At 47.2% G+C, this 15,643-nt stretch carries 13 protein-coding genes; 6 read left to right on the top strand and 7 right to left on the bottom strand.

What is annotated here, in order from left to right:
• Nucleotides 1-33: 33 nt before the first annotated feature.
• The 4 genes from ACES2C_RS05165 to ACES2C_RS05180 all read right to left on the bottom strand — a co-directional run bounded on the left by ACES2C_RS05165 (nt 34) and on the right by ACES2C_RS05180 (nt 4,085).
• On the bottom strand, nt 34-843 hold the full coding sequence (locus tag ACES2C_RS05165) for a hypothetical protein (protein ID WP_374165932.1): 810 nt from the start codon (nt 841-843) through the stop codon (nt 34-36).
• Nucleotides 844-1,157: 314 nt separating this feature from the next.
• Nucleotides 1,158-2,249: a tetratricopeptide repeat protein gene (locus tag ACES2C_RS05170; RefSeq protein ID WP_374165933.1), complete on the bottom strand. Its 1,092-nt coding sequence runs from the start codon at nt 2,247-2,249 to the stop codon at nt 1,158-1,160.
• 40 nt (nt 2,250-2,289) lie between these two features.
• Nucleotides 2,290-3,273, bottom strand: a complete 984-nt coding sequence (locus ACES2C_RS05175) for an alpha/beta hydrolase fold domain-containing protein (RefSeq protein ID WP_374165934.1) — start codon at nt 3,271-3,273, stop codon at nt 2,290-2,292.
• 401 nt (nt 3,274-3,674) lie between these two features.
• Nucleotides 3,675-4,085 carry an OsmC family protein gene (locus tag ACES2C_RS05180; RefSeq protein ID WP_374165935.1) on the bottom strand — a complete coding sequence of 137 codons (411 nt, stop codon included), beginning with the start codon at nt 4,083-4,085 and terminating at the stop codon, nt 3,675-3,677.
• A gap of 100 nt (nt 4,086-4,185) precedes the next feature.
• On the opposite strand from ACES2C_RS05180, the gene ACES2C_RS05185 reads away from it, so the two are divergent.
• Nucleotides 4,186-4,452, top strand: coding sequence for a SemiSWEET family sugar transporter (locus tag ACES2C_RS05185; protein WP_374165936.1), 267 nt, complete (start codon nt 4,186-4,188; stop codon nt 4,450-4,452).
• 1,206 nt (nt 4,453-5,658) lie between these two features.
• On the opposite strand, the gene ACES2C_RS05190 is transcribed toward ACES2C_RS05185, so the two are convergent.
• Nucleotides 5,659-6,876 carry a family 1 glycosylhydrolase gene (locus ACES2C_RS05190; protein ID WP_374165937.1) on the bottom strand — a complete coding sequence of 406 codons (1,218 nt, stop codon included), beginning with the start codon at nt 6,874-6,876 and terminating at the stop codon, nt 5,659-5,661.
• Between the two features lie 189 nt (nt 6,877-7,065).
• On the opposite strand from ACES2C_RS05190, the gene ACES2C_RS05195 reads away from it, so the two are divergent.
• The 5 genes from ACES2C_RS05195 to ACES2C_RS05215 all read left to right on the top strand — a co-directional run bounded on the left by ACES2C_RS05195 (nt 7,066) and on the right by ACES2C_RS05215 (nt 12,832).
• A complete protein-coding gene (locus ACES2C_RS05195; protein WP_374165938.1) occupies nt 7,066-8,214 on the top strand; it encodes a glycosyltransferase family 1 protein in 1,149 nt (382 codons plus the stop codon).
• 102 nt (nt 8,215-8,316) lie between these two features.
• Nucleotides 8,317-10,470 carry a dTDP-4-dehydrorhamnose reductase gene (rfbD, locus tag ACES2C_RS05200; RefSeq protein ID WP_374165939.1) on the top strand — a complete coding sequence of 718 codons (2,154 nt, stop codon included), beginning with the start codon at nt 8,317-8,319 and terminating at the stop codon, nt 10,468-10,470.
• A gap of 262 nt (nt 10,471-10,732) precedes the next feature.
• Nucleotides 10,733-11,659, top strand: a complete 927-nt coding sequence (locus ACES2C_RS05205; RefSeq protein ID WP_374165940.1) for an endonuclease/exonuclease/phosphatase family protein — start codon at nt 10,733-10,735, stop codon at nt 11,657-11,659.
• Nucleotides 11,660-11,719: 60 nt separating this feature from the next.
• Complete coding sequence (locus ACES2C_RS05210) at nt 11,720-12,127, top strand: Rrf2 family transcriptional regulator (protein ID WP_374165941.1); 408 nt, start codon at nt 11,720-11,722, stop codon at nt 12,125-12,127.
• 57 nt (nt 12,128-12,184) lie between these two features.
• Nucleotides 12,185-12,832, top strand: coding sequence for an NAD(P)-dependent oxidoreductase (locus ACES2C_RS05215; RefSeq protein WP_374165942.1), 648 nt, complete (start codon nt 12,185-12,187; stop codon nt 12,830-12,832).
• Between the two features lie 290 nt (nt 12,833-13,122).
• Here ACES2C_RS05215 and ACES2C_RS05220 read toward each other — a convergent pair whose 3' ends face one another.
• Entirely contained in the window at nt 13,123-14,115 is a 993-nt protein-coding gene (locus ACES2C_RS05220) for a redoxin domain-containing protein (protein ID WP_374165943.1), read from the bottom strand.
• Between the two features lie 12 nt (nt 14,116-14,127).
• On the bottom strand, nt 14,128-15,642 hold the full coding sequence (locus tag ACES2C_RS05225) for a RagB/SusD family nutrient uptake outer membrane protein (RefSeq protein ID WP_374165944.1): 1,515 nt from the start codon (nt 15,640-15,642) through the stop codon (nt 14,128-14,130).
• Nucleotide 15,643 lies beyond the last annotated feature (1 nt).

Below are 15,643 nucleotides of genomic sequence, written 5' to 3' on the forward strand. Positions count from 1 at the left end.
CTATATCTATCGAACCGACCTTGTAATTCGCGTTCAGCGATTGCTTGTCATTGTCCCATTTACCGTCGTAGTGAGCCCCCCATTCTTCGCTACAGGGATACCTTGCCCGCCATACCGGCCGTCAAAAGAGTCGAGGCCGTCGTCGCCCCCTCCGTAAATCATGATACCACCGTCCGTGAACTCCATATTAGAGGACGATCCATACGTGCTATTGTCCTCCCAGCCTAACCCCGTTTTACCCGTGTTCGAGAGCGTACCATATGCGGAAAATTTCCTCTTACCCTTGAACGCGTTAAACATAGCCTGCCCCTCGTAATACTCATCATTGCCGCCACTCAGGTCCGCCTTGCCAAAAAATCCGTTCTTCTTGTCCTCCTTCAGCTTCAAATTTATTGTTTTGGTTCGCTCACCATCGTCTATTCCGGTGAACGTGGCCTGATCACTCTTCTTATCATAGAGCTGGACTTTATCTACCATATCGGCCCGCACATTTTTTGTCACCAGCGTAGGATCGTCTCCAAAGAACTCTTCACCGTCAACCAGCACCTTTTGAACTGTCTGCCCCTGGGCTGTGATCTTTCCGCTTTGATCAACCTGGATCCCGGGGAGCTGCTTCAGAAGGTCTTCTACTTTTGAGTTTGGCTGTATTTCAAAGCTGCCGGCGTTGTACTCAGTGGTATCGCCTTTAATCTTGATGGCTGCCGCCTTGCCCTTTACTATGACATCCTGGAGCAGCTTCGACTTGAGGATCATCCCTATCTTTCCGAAATCCTTGTCCCGCGTTGCTGAGTCAACACTAAAGGAGGATACGAAGTCGGCATACCCTGGATAGGTAATAAGCAAAATGAATTTACCCTGGGCAGACCGGAGAGCGAGAATGACCCATCTTTTTGCGCCCGGGTGTACTTTAAGAGGATTGAATCGCGTGCATACAGCAGGCTGACAGAACTGTTGAGGAGGGGAATGTTGGCTGCGGTATCGATGACCGCACCTTTAATGCTGGCGCTGGGCTGGCCTTGTGCCATTACAACGAAAGGCAGTAGTAATAGCAGGCTTAGGACGATTTTCTTGGCGTTCATTTTGACGGTAAGGATATCGCAAATTAAAACGATTTAATCACTCAGCAAAGAACATTCAGAATATTTAACAGTCTTTAACTATTTAGCCGCTCCGGGCAAGGCGATTCCTTTATTGCCGGGCGTACGGCTGATTTTTATTTTATTATCGGCATACCAGTTCATAAAGGCATCCCACTTCTCACGGTTCCCAGACAGCCATTGCCTGAAGTCGTTTTCATCTCCTTTAAGCAGGAGCCAATGGTTATAGGCTTCCATATGCCCGGCATCGAGCACCTGTTTCTGGTATTGAAAGAGGACGTTTGGATCTTCCGCGGCGAACTGACTTGCCCAGTATTCCTTAACGAACCTTGTTCTGATGCGGCTAAGCGAATTGACATTCACGTCGCGCTCTCCTATGATTGCCTTACTCAGGAGAGGTTCGTACACGCCCACCCCGAAAGGAAGCTTCACCTTACCCCGGGCCAGAGAGGCAGGATCAATAACTCCGTTTTTGCTGAAGGACACAGAAAATGTAGAGTCGGAACTGAACTTAATCTCGCTTCTGTAGGTATCATACAAGAGCTTACTGATCTCCTCGGTTCGCTTTGTGTCCCTCTCGAGGTTCATAAAGGTCTCGCCGTAGATCATTCCCCACACCTCCTCCACCGATCCGCAGTATATCTTTGCAGCCCAATAGTAATTTGAGGGGAATGCGGGAGCTTGCTCAATGCCCTTCTCGTAATAAGGCAATGCCCTGGTGTAGCGTTTCTGCATCAGCTCCATGTTTCCCCGCTCCAGGTATAGCTCGCCTGCATTGGGAAATTTCTTTATTCCCTGCTCATATACAGCGATTGCATTTTCAGCATCGCCTGACAGATCATAAGCATTTCCAAGCAGCTGATAAACCCGTCCGAAGCAGTCCTTATGTTTTAGCAAAGGCTGAAGGGCAGCAATAGCAGCTTTATAATCCTTACTCAGGTAATAAGCATAAGCCGTTTCATAGGGATAGGTAATGTTGGCGGGATCAAGCCGGCGACTCTCTTTCAGCAAGACCAAAGCCTCCTCTATCTTGCCATTATCCATCAGCTCTACCGCTGACCGGCCTTTCTCTTCAGCAGTTTCCTTAGCAGACTGCCCGTAGGATACGGAAGTCAGGACGCATGAGACTAAAAAACAGAGGAGGGTCTTCATAACCGTTGGCTTGAGTAAAGATAAAAAAGAGTCGAAAAACTCAGCTTTCTTTAAAGACTTTACGGAGAAAGGCAGTGATATAATCGACTGTAGGAGTAAACCAGGGCTCAAATAAGCAGAAGCCATGAGGAGAGTCGGGGAAAGAACGAACCTCTGAATAGGTACCGCAAGAATCAAGCACCTTCCTGAAGTCATCTCTTCCGGCATGCATGCGATCTACCGAACTGTTGATGAACAGGAAGGGAGGCGTATCTTTTCCGACGTGGGTCAATGGCGAAGCTTCTTTCCACAGAGCGGGGTTCTCTTTCTTCTTGTAGCCGAACCAGTACGTTCCTGCAGAAATGGATTTTGTATCGTCGCCTTCTCCCGATTCGGGATGCACGAAGGAAAGTGTACCGTCAATATCTACCACCGCCTGAACGTCGCTGGCTACCCTCTGCTTGCATCCGTCTCCCTCAAATTCTGCTTTCTTGTTGGTAGCCCCGATAAAGGACGCAAGCTCGCCGCCGGCAGAGAAGCCTAAAGTGACAATTCTGGAGGAGTCGGCGTTAAACTTCGCCGCGTTGGCGCGCACCCATCGCACGGCCGATTTCAGGTCGTGTACTGCTGCAGGGTAAAGCGCATCGGTTGAAAGACGGTACTGCACTGTAAAACAGGCGTACCCGTTGGCGGCCAGGCGCTGAGCAAGGGGAATATGCTGGGTGCGGCTTCCGCTCCTCCAGCCGCCACCATGAATGATCAGGATAGCCGGAACGCCTCGCTTGCTTTTCATCGCAGGATAAAATGCATCCAGACAGAGCTTGTGTTTGTTCACCTGGCAATAGAGCAGATTCCTCTTTTCCTTAACACCCTCCATCTTCTTTTCTTCAACCACCTGTATGTTTGGATATTTTTTCCTGGTGGACCGGTAAGCGCTTGCTGTCGAATAGCTCGTGTCGGGCTTACCGGTAAGACCTGTTAACATCTGGGCTTCGCTACCCGAGGCCAGGAAAAGCAGGAAAAGAAAAAACAAAGGCTTTCTCATCAAAATCATATTATAAGACGTCAAAGATAAGAGTTCTCTACGCTCACTACGCGCCTAATTAAGCATATTGATGTGTAAGCAACCATCTTTCCATACACATTACAACTCAGGGCAGTATCGGAACATACCAGGGATTTCATCCAGGCCTGTCAGGTAATTGCTGAAGAAGAGGGAATATCAGATAAAGAGCAGCTGCTTCTGGAGACCAAATAGCTTACTGCCGGACTGGGATGCGTCTGTCCTTATTATACCACGTGAACGAATGATCGGCTATTCTTAGGTTCTTTATAAGATTGGCACATTAGACAAGGTAGAGGTATTGTATGGGTTCCGCTCACTATTAGAACCGCATATAAATGCTACACAGAAGAGAATAAATCCCCTTCTGTGTGCAGTTTCCGTTATACTAGTTTTGCCTCAGATGTAATTTCGGTATTCAAAAGTTTTGAAATAGGGCAGTTTTGCTCTGCATCTTTCACCGCCTCCTGAAACTGGTCTTCGCTGATTTGCGGAACCTTACCTTCAACAACAAGATGAGAACCCGTAATGGCACCATTCTCAAACGTGATCTTACATGTGGTAGTGAGCTCGTCGGCAGTGAAACCCTTTTCGTTCAGGACAAAGCTAAGCTTCATTGTAAAACAGCCTGCGTGGGCCGCAGCGACAAGCTCTTCGGGGTTTGTTCCTACCCCTTCGGCGAAACGGGTGTTAAAAGAATACTGCGTGTTACTAAGCACAGTACTCTGGGTACTTAAATGACCGTTACCTTCCTTACCGGAGCCGGTCCAGACAGCAGTTGCATTTCTAATCATAGTTTCTTTGTTTTTAGGATTCAGGAGGATTTTTCTCCAACGTTAAACTGTTTTAAAACAAAGGAGCACCGCTTTAGTTTTCAAGGAACTACCCACAACTATGAAAGACACTAACGAAATTATTGGCCTGATTGCAGGGGTCTTTACCTCCTCAGCACTTGTACCCCAACTGGTCACGACAATAAGAAAAAAGAAAGCGCAGGACATGTCTGCCCTACTATTCCTGGTAATGTTAACGGGAAATGCACTATGGACCTATTATGGGATACAAAAGAGCGACTTTCCGATTATTGCAACCAACATATTTTCCGTTTTGTTAAATACAATTATGCTTTTTCTTAAGTTTAAGTACAGAAAGAACAAATAAAGTCAATAACTGCCGAAAAAGACATCAAATAAAACATCAAAAACACCCGCAAACCAAACAAACACCGATCACAAAAGGAACAAAACTGCAAAAAGCCAAAGAAAAGACCGAAAGAACTAAAAAAATTGCAAAAATATTTGAATATAAGTGCGAGTTATATTATTTTTGCTATATCAAAACACAGAAAGATCAAATAACGATCTGAACAACTAAAGACGAAGGTTCGAATCCTTCTTCTGTGTCCCTTTCAATAATTTAGGTTTATAATTGGTTAGTTTGAGCTCCTGCCCATCAGGAGCTTTTTTATTGCCGCATCTCCCTCACGGTCAGCTCGATATTAAAAAGCAGCTCTTCCAAGGCCTGCTGGCTTATCTTATTTACTGACACAAAAAGGATCCTCTATGCGCATTGAAATGCTGATTGATACACTTTGTGATACACATGGAAAACCGCCATAGCACCTTAATTTTCAATTTCTGCATGCGCTTTTATTGTAAGAAAGCAATGAAATTTCATGAGGTCGATTTCCCTCTCAACCCTGATTGTCGTAGGCACGCTATGTTGAAAAGAAGCTCACGAACAATGGTTTGTCTATTTCTATTATTATCAAGATGGTAGAAGGCGACATACCATATTCCAAAGGACCGAACGAAGGCAAACTATTTGCAAAAGAAGAACATATGAAACCAGCATAGCGGACAATGGCTTCAACGGCCGATTGAATGCTGACAGGCCGGTCTTAAAACACGGAAATCGAACGCTCCTTCGGACCCGAAAGGGCACATTAAAAAAAGTAAGTTTTTTTCAAAAAAAATAAAACTATCTCTATAGCAATGTGTTAACATCTTATTAAACAGATGGATTATGAGAAGCATGTATCAAACCCCCGAACAACCTTTAATGAAGATGCTACCAGACAGTCTTGGCGGACGCAACCCCCAGGTGTCGTACTCTCAGCAAGGAGACTGGTTTAAGAGTGAAAAACCAGCAAATAAAAAGAACGCAAGCGCAAAACGATATAACCGAAAGAGTCTCGGTCACTGATACTTTTACTTTTCGATAACTACACTGCCTTAAAACACATTGGGGACTTGAAGCGTACTTCAAGTCCCCATATTTTTGCCCCTGCCCTGATAATATTCGCGGCCCTTAACTATCGGGCCGACCATTCCTTACTGATAGCAGAATCCGGAACATTTGGTTTGCTTATTTGTAATAGCCAGACCGGAACTTCAGCACATAACTCTCATTTTCAAGAGCGCCCTTCCACTGCTTAATTAAGTGCTTGTATGCCTCGCCCACTGGCCGGATTTTACGGTCAAGGTCATACAGGCCGAGCGCATTAACACGCCCTGCATCGTTCCGCAAAGCCGAATCCCAGTCAACCTGATCAGTAAGACTATACCAGGTAAAGCCGTAAATGGGAATACCGTCTCTTTTTAACCTTCTCACATTCGCCCATTGCGTCTGAAGCCAGCGGACCGAGTTCGGTTCGGCAATATTCGTTTCAGTATGCATGATCGGAAGCTTGTAGCGGGTGTAATACTGGTGAGTGATGACATAGTAGCCGAAGATTTCGCCTGCAGCAGAGGTTCTGCCGTCTTCGTGAACCATATGTTCATTAGTGACGTAATAATCATTACCCATCACGCAATTCCCTTTTATCACATTACTTTCGAACCACTGATACTCCTTTTTGGTCATTCCGTTCTCAAGCAGGTATTCGTACATCACAACACTGATCGGATAGCCATAACTGAGGTCAAGAGAAAGAAAACGCCGCTGATTTAAAAAAGTAGCCAGCGGATCACAATCAGGAGTTTCGGGATGAAAATACTCCGATGACTCGCTCTGGATAAATACCGCGTCCGGCTGAACCTTTAAAATAGCGTTCATGGCCAGTACGTTTGCCTTACACATATTCTTCAGCGCAGTAACAAAGGAACGGTCGTCCGACTTGCATTCGTTCCACCAACCGTACTGTCCCGAAAAGGCTGCGGCAACAAAGATTTCGTTTATAGGAGTATAAAGCTGAATGTAAGGATATCGCTGGGCAAACGCAAAGGCATACTCTTCAAAAAATGCAGGAAAATCTTCGTTTTGAAAGTCTCCCAGCCAGTCAGGAACTCCAAAATGACAGAGGTCTACAATAGGCTCGATATTGAGCTCCCTCATATAATTGAACGTTTCATCTGTGAAACTCCAATCGTACTGCCCGGGGCCAAGATGTGTTTTATAATAGGGAGGCCCATACCTCAGGAATTCAATTCCCATTTCTTTAACGAGGTGGAAATCTTCTTTCCAGTACTTATAATGGCCACACTTCTCCATTTCGTCCACGCGCTTCCGGGTACCGTCAGGAAGAGTGATCATAGGATAACTATTCTCAATCCCGGTGGCGAACATAAATTTATTCTTGTCCATAGGCAGATAGTAGATTGATATCAAAGTACGTACAAGCAAGAACCCTTAAAGTTTGGATTTAACGACATTGTTGTACCGAAGGACACGGCAAAAGTCTGACCTTCAGAATCTATAAACTTTTAGGACATTTTTTTCTGTAAAACAAAAAGGCGCACCGGAATGTAATATTATTACTTCTATGTTAAGACTATGAAAAATATTACGCATGCCTTACCCCCGAATTTGATGTGCTTTTCGCACCTGCGCTGGGACTTCGTTTTTCAGCGCCCTCAACATCTGCTCACACGCATCTCTGAGTGCAGTACCGTGTATTTTATGGAAGAGCCAATCTTCGATTCAAAACACGAAGCCTACCTGACCTTCTCGAAAAGGTTAAGTAACTTATGGTTGTGTGTACCGCATTTGCCCGAAGGGTTAGACAAACACCAAACCAACACACTGCTCACCCAGTTACTGGATAAGTACTTCCAGAATAAAGACCTTGACGATTTTGCCTTCTGGTATTATACACCCATGGCGCTCCAGTTTTCGGAGAAATACACCCCTAAAATGACTATCTATGATTGCATGGATGAACTCTCAGCATTTAAGTTTGCACCAAAAGAGCTAACTCATCTCGAGAAGAAGCTGATGCAGGCGGCAGACGTCGTGTTTACAGGAGGTCACTCCTTGTACGAAGCTAAAAAACACCAGCATCCTAACATCTATCCGTTTCCGAGCAGCATAGATAAAGCCCACTTCGAAAAAGCAAGAAAAGCGAAAGTAGAGCCGGCAGATCAGTCCGGCATTCAGGGACCCAAAATAGGCTTCTACGGCGTGATCGATGAGCGATTCGACATCGGCATGATTAAAGACATCGCGGAAGCCAGACCAGACTGGCAGCTCATCCTCATCGGGCCTGTTGCCAAGATTGATAAAAGCACCCTTCCGGTCCTTCCGAACATCCACTATCTGGGACAGAAGACCTACCAGGAACTGACGAATTATCTCTCCGGCTGGGATTTGGCACTCATTCCCTTCCTGCTGAACGAGTCAACAAGATTTATAAGCCCTACCAAGACGCCTGAGTATCTTGCTGCGGGGATTCCGGTTGTATCAACGCCGATCAGAGACGTAGTGAATCCTTACGGAAAGAACAATCTCGTATCCATCGCTGCTGACTCCGCTTCGTTTATTGCGGCCATAGACAGATCTCTGGCTATGAAAGACCGTAAGCAGTGGCTGGATCGCGTTGACGCCTTCCTGGCTAAAAATTCCTGGGATATTACCTGCTCAGCCATGGTGAAGCTGATGTCTGACGCAGCGAAAACAAAAAGCAAGATCTCTATCGCGAGCTGAAAGCCTTACTTCTCATCAACCAACGAGACGGTTACCGGGTATGCTTATATCTGGTAACTGTTCATAACCAATTTTACCAATTTCACCCTTTATTATTACATCATGGAGCTTTGGGGCGGCATCGAATGCACGATCAACAGAGTTGGTGACAACTACATGGACCAGCTTGAGTATTCAGGGCACTACTCAAGGATAGAAGACCTTGATGAGTTCGCCGGGCTGGGAATAAAAAAACTTCGCTACCCGGTACTCTGGGAAAAACACAAGCCGCGGAAAAACATGCAGATTGACTGGTCGCAGACCGGGAAATTCCTCAGCAAGCTAAAGGATTTAAAGATAGATGTGATCGCAGGGCTGGTTCATCACGGCAGCGGCCCTGCCTATGTCCATATGATGGACGATTTCTTCGCGAAGGGCTTACGCGACTACGCCGCTGAAGTAGCAACGAAATTCCCATGGATCAGCTACTATACCCCGGTTAACGAACCCCTTACTACGGCCCGGTTCTGCGGACTGTACGGACACTGGTTCCCCCACCAGGCGGATGGCCGGAGCTTCCTAAAAATTCTTCTGAATGAATGCAAAGCGACGGTGCTGGCCATGCAGGCAATACGAAAGATCAATCCCGAGGCGAAGCTCGTCCAGACGGAGGACCTTGGAAAGATACATAGCACGAGCCTCTTAAAGTATCAGGCAGACTTTGAAAATGAGAGAAGATGGCTTTCGGTAGACCTGCTATGCGGCAGAGTGGATCAGACCCATACTCTCTGGAACTATATCCTGAGTACAGGGATCAGTGAAGAAGAACTGATGTTCTTTGTTGAAAATCCCTGCCCTCCGGATATCGTCGGCTTCAACCACTACATTACTTCGGAACGCTTCCTGGACGAACGTCTTGAGCATTACCCGCCGCATACCCATGGAGGAAACGGCAAACATCAGTATGCTGACGTAGAGGCGATACGGATGTCGGGCGTGACAATAAGCGGTCCTTACGGCCTTATGAAAGAAGCCTGGGAGCGCTATAAGCTGCCGCTGGCCATTACGGAGGTTCATCTGCATTGCACGCGGGAGGAGCAGCTGAGATGGTTCAGCCATGTGTGGCAAGCAGCACTTGAGCTTGAAAGAGAGGGAGTAAACCTGAAGGCTGTAACAAGCTGGGCTATGCTCGGTTCTTTTGGCTGGAATAAGCTGCTCCGTGAGCCGAATGGCGACTACGAGGCGGGAATTTATGATGTCCGGTCAGGCAGGCCCAGACCCACGGCCCTTTGTGACCTGATAAAATCGGTGACAGGCCGTCAGGATTACGACCATCCGGCCTTCCCTGGGCTCGGCTGGTGGGACAAAGACACGCGAATTGAATATCACCACGACCCCGTCGTTTCTAAAGTATCAGCTGAAGTCGGCAACCGGCGCCCCATCCTGATCATCGGAAAAACAGGAACACTTGGAAATGCGTTTGCCCGTATTTGCGATATCAGGAACCTGGAGTACCGCTTATTGGGCAGAGCCGACTTTGATATTACCCGGCCCCAGCAAATGGAAGCCGTCCTGTCAGACTTAAAGCCATGGGCCATCGTCAATGCGGCCGGCTTTGTACGGGTTGACGACGCGGAAAACGAAGAGAGCAATTGCTACATAGTGAACACAACAGGACCTGCCAATATAGCCCGCCTTTGCTGCGATCATCGGATAAAATTCCTGTCCTTCTCTTCTGATCTCGTTTTTGATGGAACAAAGAGTGACCTGTACACGGAAACAGATGCTGTAAATCCTTTAAACATATATGGATGGAGCAAGGCAAAAGCCGAGCAGGAAGTGCTGGCTGCTTGTCCGGATGCATTAATGGTAAGAACGAGTGCTTTCTTTGGACCCTGGGACGAGTACAATTTTATATCGGCAGTCCGCAGGCGGCTCGAAGCCGGAGAGCCTGTGACCGCAGTGAATGACATCCTTATCTCCCCGACCTACGTACCCGATCTTGTGAATGTGAGCCTTGATCTGCTTATTGACGGAGAGCGTGGCCTCTGGCATCTTTCAAACGAAGGAGTGCTAAGCTGGTACGAGTTTGCCCGGCAAGCGGCAGCCTTCAGCGGGCATAACCCCTCGCAAATCATTCCGATCCCTGCAAGTGAGATGGGTTTTACAGCAAGACGGCCGAGTTTCAGTGCCCTGAAAAGCCGCATGGGCTATCTGCTCCCAACGGTTGAACATGCGCTTGACCGCCATTTTAAAGAATTACGGCGCGCGGTGTAGTTCAATGAAAAGATTCCAAACTTTTTGCTTAGCTCTTAGCATTTTACAAAAAAACACTGCACTTTAGTGGCGTTTAGTAAAAAAACATGAGCACAAGTTACAAGTCTGGAACCTTACTTAAACAGGCACTGCTAGTCATCACTGTCTTAGCAGCAGCAGGGCTGATGGTAAGCGACTTTTCAAAAGATATAGACCCAATAACCTTCTGGCCGGCAGCATTTGCCGGCCTCGCTTTCGTACCTCTTTTTTTATCAACCTGGCCTTGCTAATTATCCATGCGGTACGAAGAAAGGCTATTGCGCTCCTGCCCCTTATAGTGATCCTGGCTGGGTGGAAGGTTGTGAGAGGAACTTTTAGCCTGCAATCCGCAGCAAATGTTGAAAGCAAGCCTGCAAATGCCACCCGCATCCTCACCTGGAACGTTCATTATTTCGAGAACGTTGACAACAGCCCCATCCCCCAAACACAAAAGAAGATGGCTGCCCTGGCAGCTTCTTTGAATCCCGACGTCGTATGCATGCAGGAATTCTACACGGTTGACCCTGACGTGAAGCGGGGTGTCGACAGCATGAAATTGGCGCTCAACACCCGCTTCGCCTATCTGAAGACACTGGAAGATCCTTTAAGAGGTATTGCAGTTTTCTCTCGCTATCCAATTATACGGGTCATATTCATACCCTTATCGGCTCCGTCTTCCGGAAACCACTGCCTGGCCGCCGACATAAAAAAAGACGGCAAAATGATGCGGGTGTATATTGTTCACCTGGAATCAATAAAGCTTGGCGAAGGCCAGCTGAGTTATATCAACGCCCTCGTTAAAGGCAAGGAGAAAGACATCAAACCCTCCAGGCAGATAGCGGGCCAGCTAAAGCACGCTTTCTTAAAAAGAAGCAAGCAGGTTAAGCTGATCAAGAGACTGGCAGCAACCTGCCCCTATCCCTACATCATTTGCGGCGACTTTAATGACCCTCCCTCATCCTTTGCGTTCAACCAGATGGCAGAAGGGATGAAAAGCACCTTCAAAGAAAAGGGGACTGGCTTCTTCCCCGTTACTTACTACAAGGGCTTTTTGAAATACCAGATTGACCACATCCTGGTAAGCCCGCAATTTGAGGTGTTAAGTCATCATATTATCAGAAAGAAGATTTCTGATCATTATCCGGTGCTTGCGGACCTTCAACTTAACTGAGAACCCTTGCGTCTTTGAACTTTGTAATTATCTTTGTACTGTAATTTCAATTATTACAGTATGAACAACGTCAGGTTCTCCACCGCGATCCACATTTTAACGCTGCTGGCTTATAGCCGGGAGGAGCTCCTGTCGTCTGACTACATTGCCGGAAGCATAAATATCAATCCCGTCCTCGTGAGGAAGGAGATAATTAATCTGCGTAAGCATGGCCTTATTGAGAGCAAGGAGGGAAAGGGAGGCGGCTCACGTCTGGCCAGGGCGCCAAAAGAAATTAAGATCTCTGACATATATCGCATCGTCAGACAAACGGGAATCCTGGGGAAGACCAACGATCCCAATCCAGCCTGTACTGTAGGCCGGCAAATCAACAAACAGCTGGAAGAGCTGTCGGCAATAGCCGAGAGATCTGTAACCGATAAACTTGAGCAGCTCACACTGGAAGACTTCACGAAAAATTTCAAATAGCTTTTTTTAAACAATACTGTAACAAAAGACAATACAGATAACAAAAACAATACGAACATGAAAGTAGCATTAATCGGCGCCGGATTTGTAGGCACAGCCATTCTGAAAGAACTGATTGCAAGAAAACACGAGGTGACTGTCCTGCTCAGGAACCCCGAAAAGGTAGACCAGGCCGGAGGGACTATTGAAGTAACGAAGACAGACGTTCTGTCCGATCCGGACCTTGCCGGGAAATTAAGAGGATTTGATGCAGTGATCAGTGCATACAATGCAGGGTGGACCAATCCCAACCTGTATGATGACTTCCTGAATGGTTCTATCGCTATTGAAAAGGCAGTTGAAAAGGCTGGCGTTAAGCGCCTGATCGTAATTGGCGGGGCAGGCAGCTTGTATGTAGGAACAACACAGTTAGTGGATGGTCCGGATTTCCCGGCGGAAATCAAACCGGGAGCTACATCAGCCCGTGACTATCTCAACGTTTTAAGCAAAAACAGCGTCCTTGACTGGACCTTCTTCAGCCCAGCTATTGAGATGCACCCCGGCACTTCGGGCATCAGGAAAGGCACATATCGCACCGGCAAAGACAATCCGGTGTTTGATGAAAGCGGCAGGAGCGTCTTATCCGTCGAAGATGTTGCAGTGGTGATCGCAGACGAACTGGAGACCCCTAAACATATCAGGGAGCGGTTCACTGCGGCGTACTAAATGGGCAGGACCGATTTATTTAGCTTCAGGGACAATAAATCCCCGGAAATGCAACGAAAAGGGCTTAAACAAACTCAATTGTTTAAGCCCTTTTTATATTGCTACTTTTTGAAGGACCTGAAAAGGTATCCCGCCCATAGAAGCGGGAAGTCCATTCTTTCCGGCATAAACTGTTGGCCTCTGTCAAACAGCTTGCAGGCGCTTCAGCGAACAAAGGGAGACAACGGCCCGCTGCTTCTTATTCCTGGTTTCCAGAAAAAAGAGAAACATGAGGCAGGTGCGGGAACAAGTTACTTGCCTGCGTAGATCTCCTGGAGCTTTGCCTGCAGCTCCTCTCCTCTCAAGTTCTTGCCAACGATCTTACCGTCGGGAGCTACAAGAACATTCGCAGGAATTGCTCTTACCCCGTAGATTGCAGCCGCTTTACTTTTCCAGTAAGCAAGATCAGACACGTGGGTCCAGGTAAGTTTGTCGTCCCTGATCGCCTTCTCCCAGCTTGCTTTGTTCCGGTCAAGTGACACCCCGAGGATTTCAAAACCCTTGTCCTTGTACTTGTTGTACGCCTGTACCACATTCGGATTATCCTCGCGGCAGGGAGGGCACCACGATGCCCAGAAATCAACCAGTACATACTTCCCTTTGAAGTCGGAAAGCCTGATTTCCTTCCCTTCAGGAGTATTAAGCGCAAAGTCGGGCGCCGGCCTGCCCTGTTCCACTGTACGCAGGGTTTTACTCAATTCGTGCAACACCCTGGCATACTGACTCTCCTGTAACTGCGGCGCCAGCTGCGACACATAGCGATCTATCTCTTCAGGGCTCAGCCGGTATGAATAATTCCGGTAAAGTACATAGGCCGTCACAATAGAAGAAGGATGTTTTTTAATAAAGTCGGCTATCTCCACATCCTGGGATTTAGAGAACGATACAAACAGATCCTGGGAGGGAGAACCTTCTACCACGCTGCTCTTGTAATCGTCAGTATTAAGCTTTACCCGCGTGTTTTTACTATCTACAAAAAGGTAAAAGGGCGACTGCTCTTTTGTTGTACTCAAACCATAAAGCTCAGGTATTTGAAGCTCCTTCTTAAAAACAAATGCGTTGTCCTTGATTTTAGCGGAGTCAAGTGTAACGAACAGCTTATCCTGAAACTTCCTTAGATACACGTACTCACCGGCGGCCTTATCAACCGTACCGCTGATCACCACCGGCTCGCGGGCCGTTTGGGCAAAACTCCCTGAGATTGAAAAGAGGGTTATAACAGAAACAAAAAGTAATGACTTCATAAAATAAAGATATTAATTATTTAGATTGGGATTGTTGTTCAGCTCGTTCTGAGGAATTGCAAAAAGATAATACGGGCTATTGGGACTGAAAGGCGTCTTATCAGGAAAGCGGAGCGATGTGTGGCCTTTAGCCTCAACCTGCTTAACAGTACCGTCAGGAGCTGTAACCGATACAGCGATGGGGGTAGAAGTTCCGGTTACGTAAGCCTTCCTTGTTACAGACGATTGTGTCCGCAGAATATCAGAAAGGGAAAATCCCTCTCCCCATAGCTCCTTTCTTCGCTCCACCAGAATTGTATCAACTATTGCCTGCTGGCTCTGGCCTGCAATGTCGAGCAAGGCTGCATTCCTTGCTGCCCGAAGCTCATTCAGCTTCTGAACAGCCTGGGGCAGCCTGTTAGAGCGTGCATTCCCTTCGGCCTCGATCAAGGTCATTTCAGAAGAGCGCATGAGCACAATATCAGCCGTTTGATTACTTCTGAATTTGAATTTCTGATAACGAAGATATCCTTCCCTCCCAGGGAGACCATCCCAAAGGAACAACTGCTTCCTGATGTCGCCCGCACTAAAAAGAGTCATAAAATAGGGATCAGCCATAAAGCTATAGTAATAGGAACTAGCCGACGAGACATCCAGATAGTGGAAGCTATAACTGGCTACGTTCTGCTCAGTGGTCTGCCCGTGTCCCCATATCCATTCTGCATTATTCAAGTCATTAAAACCACTGTAATAATCGTTTGACGTCATATATCCATACCCGGCACGTGCAGCAGCAGCTTTCTCTGCTGCTTCAGCCCAGCGGCCGGTGTTAAGATAAGCACGGGCAAGCAGGCCGCGAACCACATCGGTATTGATCTTGTATTTGGCACCCGCTGGTCGTTTATAATTTGCCAGCAAAGTCTCTGCCTGGCTCAGATCAGACAAGATCACATCATAGATTTCTTTTAATGTAGCCTTTGGTTTTCCAACTGTCTGTGGAGAAGTAGGCTCAGTGTAAAGGGGTACAGCTTTCGCATTTGGATCCTTCAGGTAAGAGAACTGATAGAAAGTAGCGAGCGTTAAGTAGCTGTTTGCCCGCAGGGCGAGCGCCTGCCCCTTAATCCGGTCCTTTTCCTGCTGAGCACCTTCGGCGGCATCTACTTTTGAGATGACGTTATTACAATTATTGATCACCCGGTAGAGGATTGTCCAGAAGGCGTTCACTCGGGTTTTCGAATTATCAATCATCTCGGTGAAGGGATAAGCATCCCGATACCCGTACTTGGAAGGGAGTACGGCCACGTCGTTTCCCATAGCATCGCTCGTCCGTAGGATAGAACTATAGCCCGGGTTTGCGTAGGTAAAATAGGTGTCGCTCATGTACGACCAGGTTCCATTAAGAACAGTTTCGATATTATCAGTAGTGTTATAGAGGAGCGACTCAGGAACCGCGGTAGTTGGTGCTGTGGTGAGCTCCTTGTCACAAGCCGACAAACTCAGAAGCAGGGATCCAATATAAAGAATGCGTGATAGCGAATTTTTTTTCATT

Origin of the sequence: Arcticibacter sp. MXS-1 (genome assembly GCF_041902385.1) — a bacterium.
Lineage (GTDB): Bacteria > Bacteroidota > Bacteroidia > Sphingobacteriales > Sphingobacteriaceae > Arcticibacter.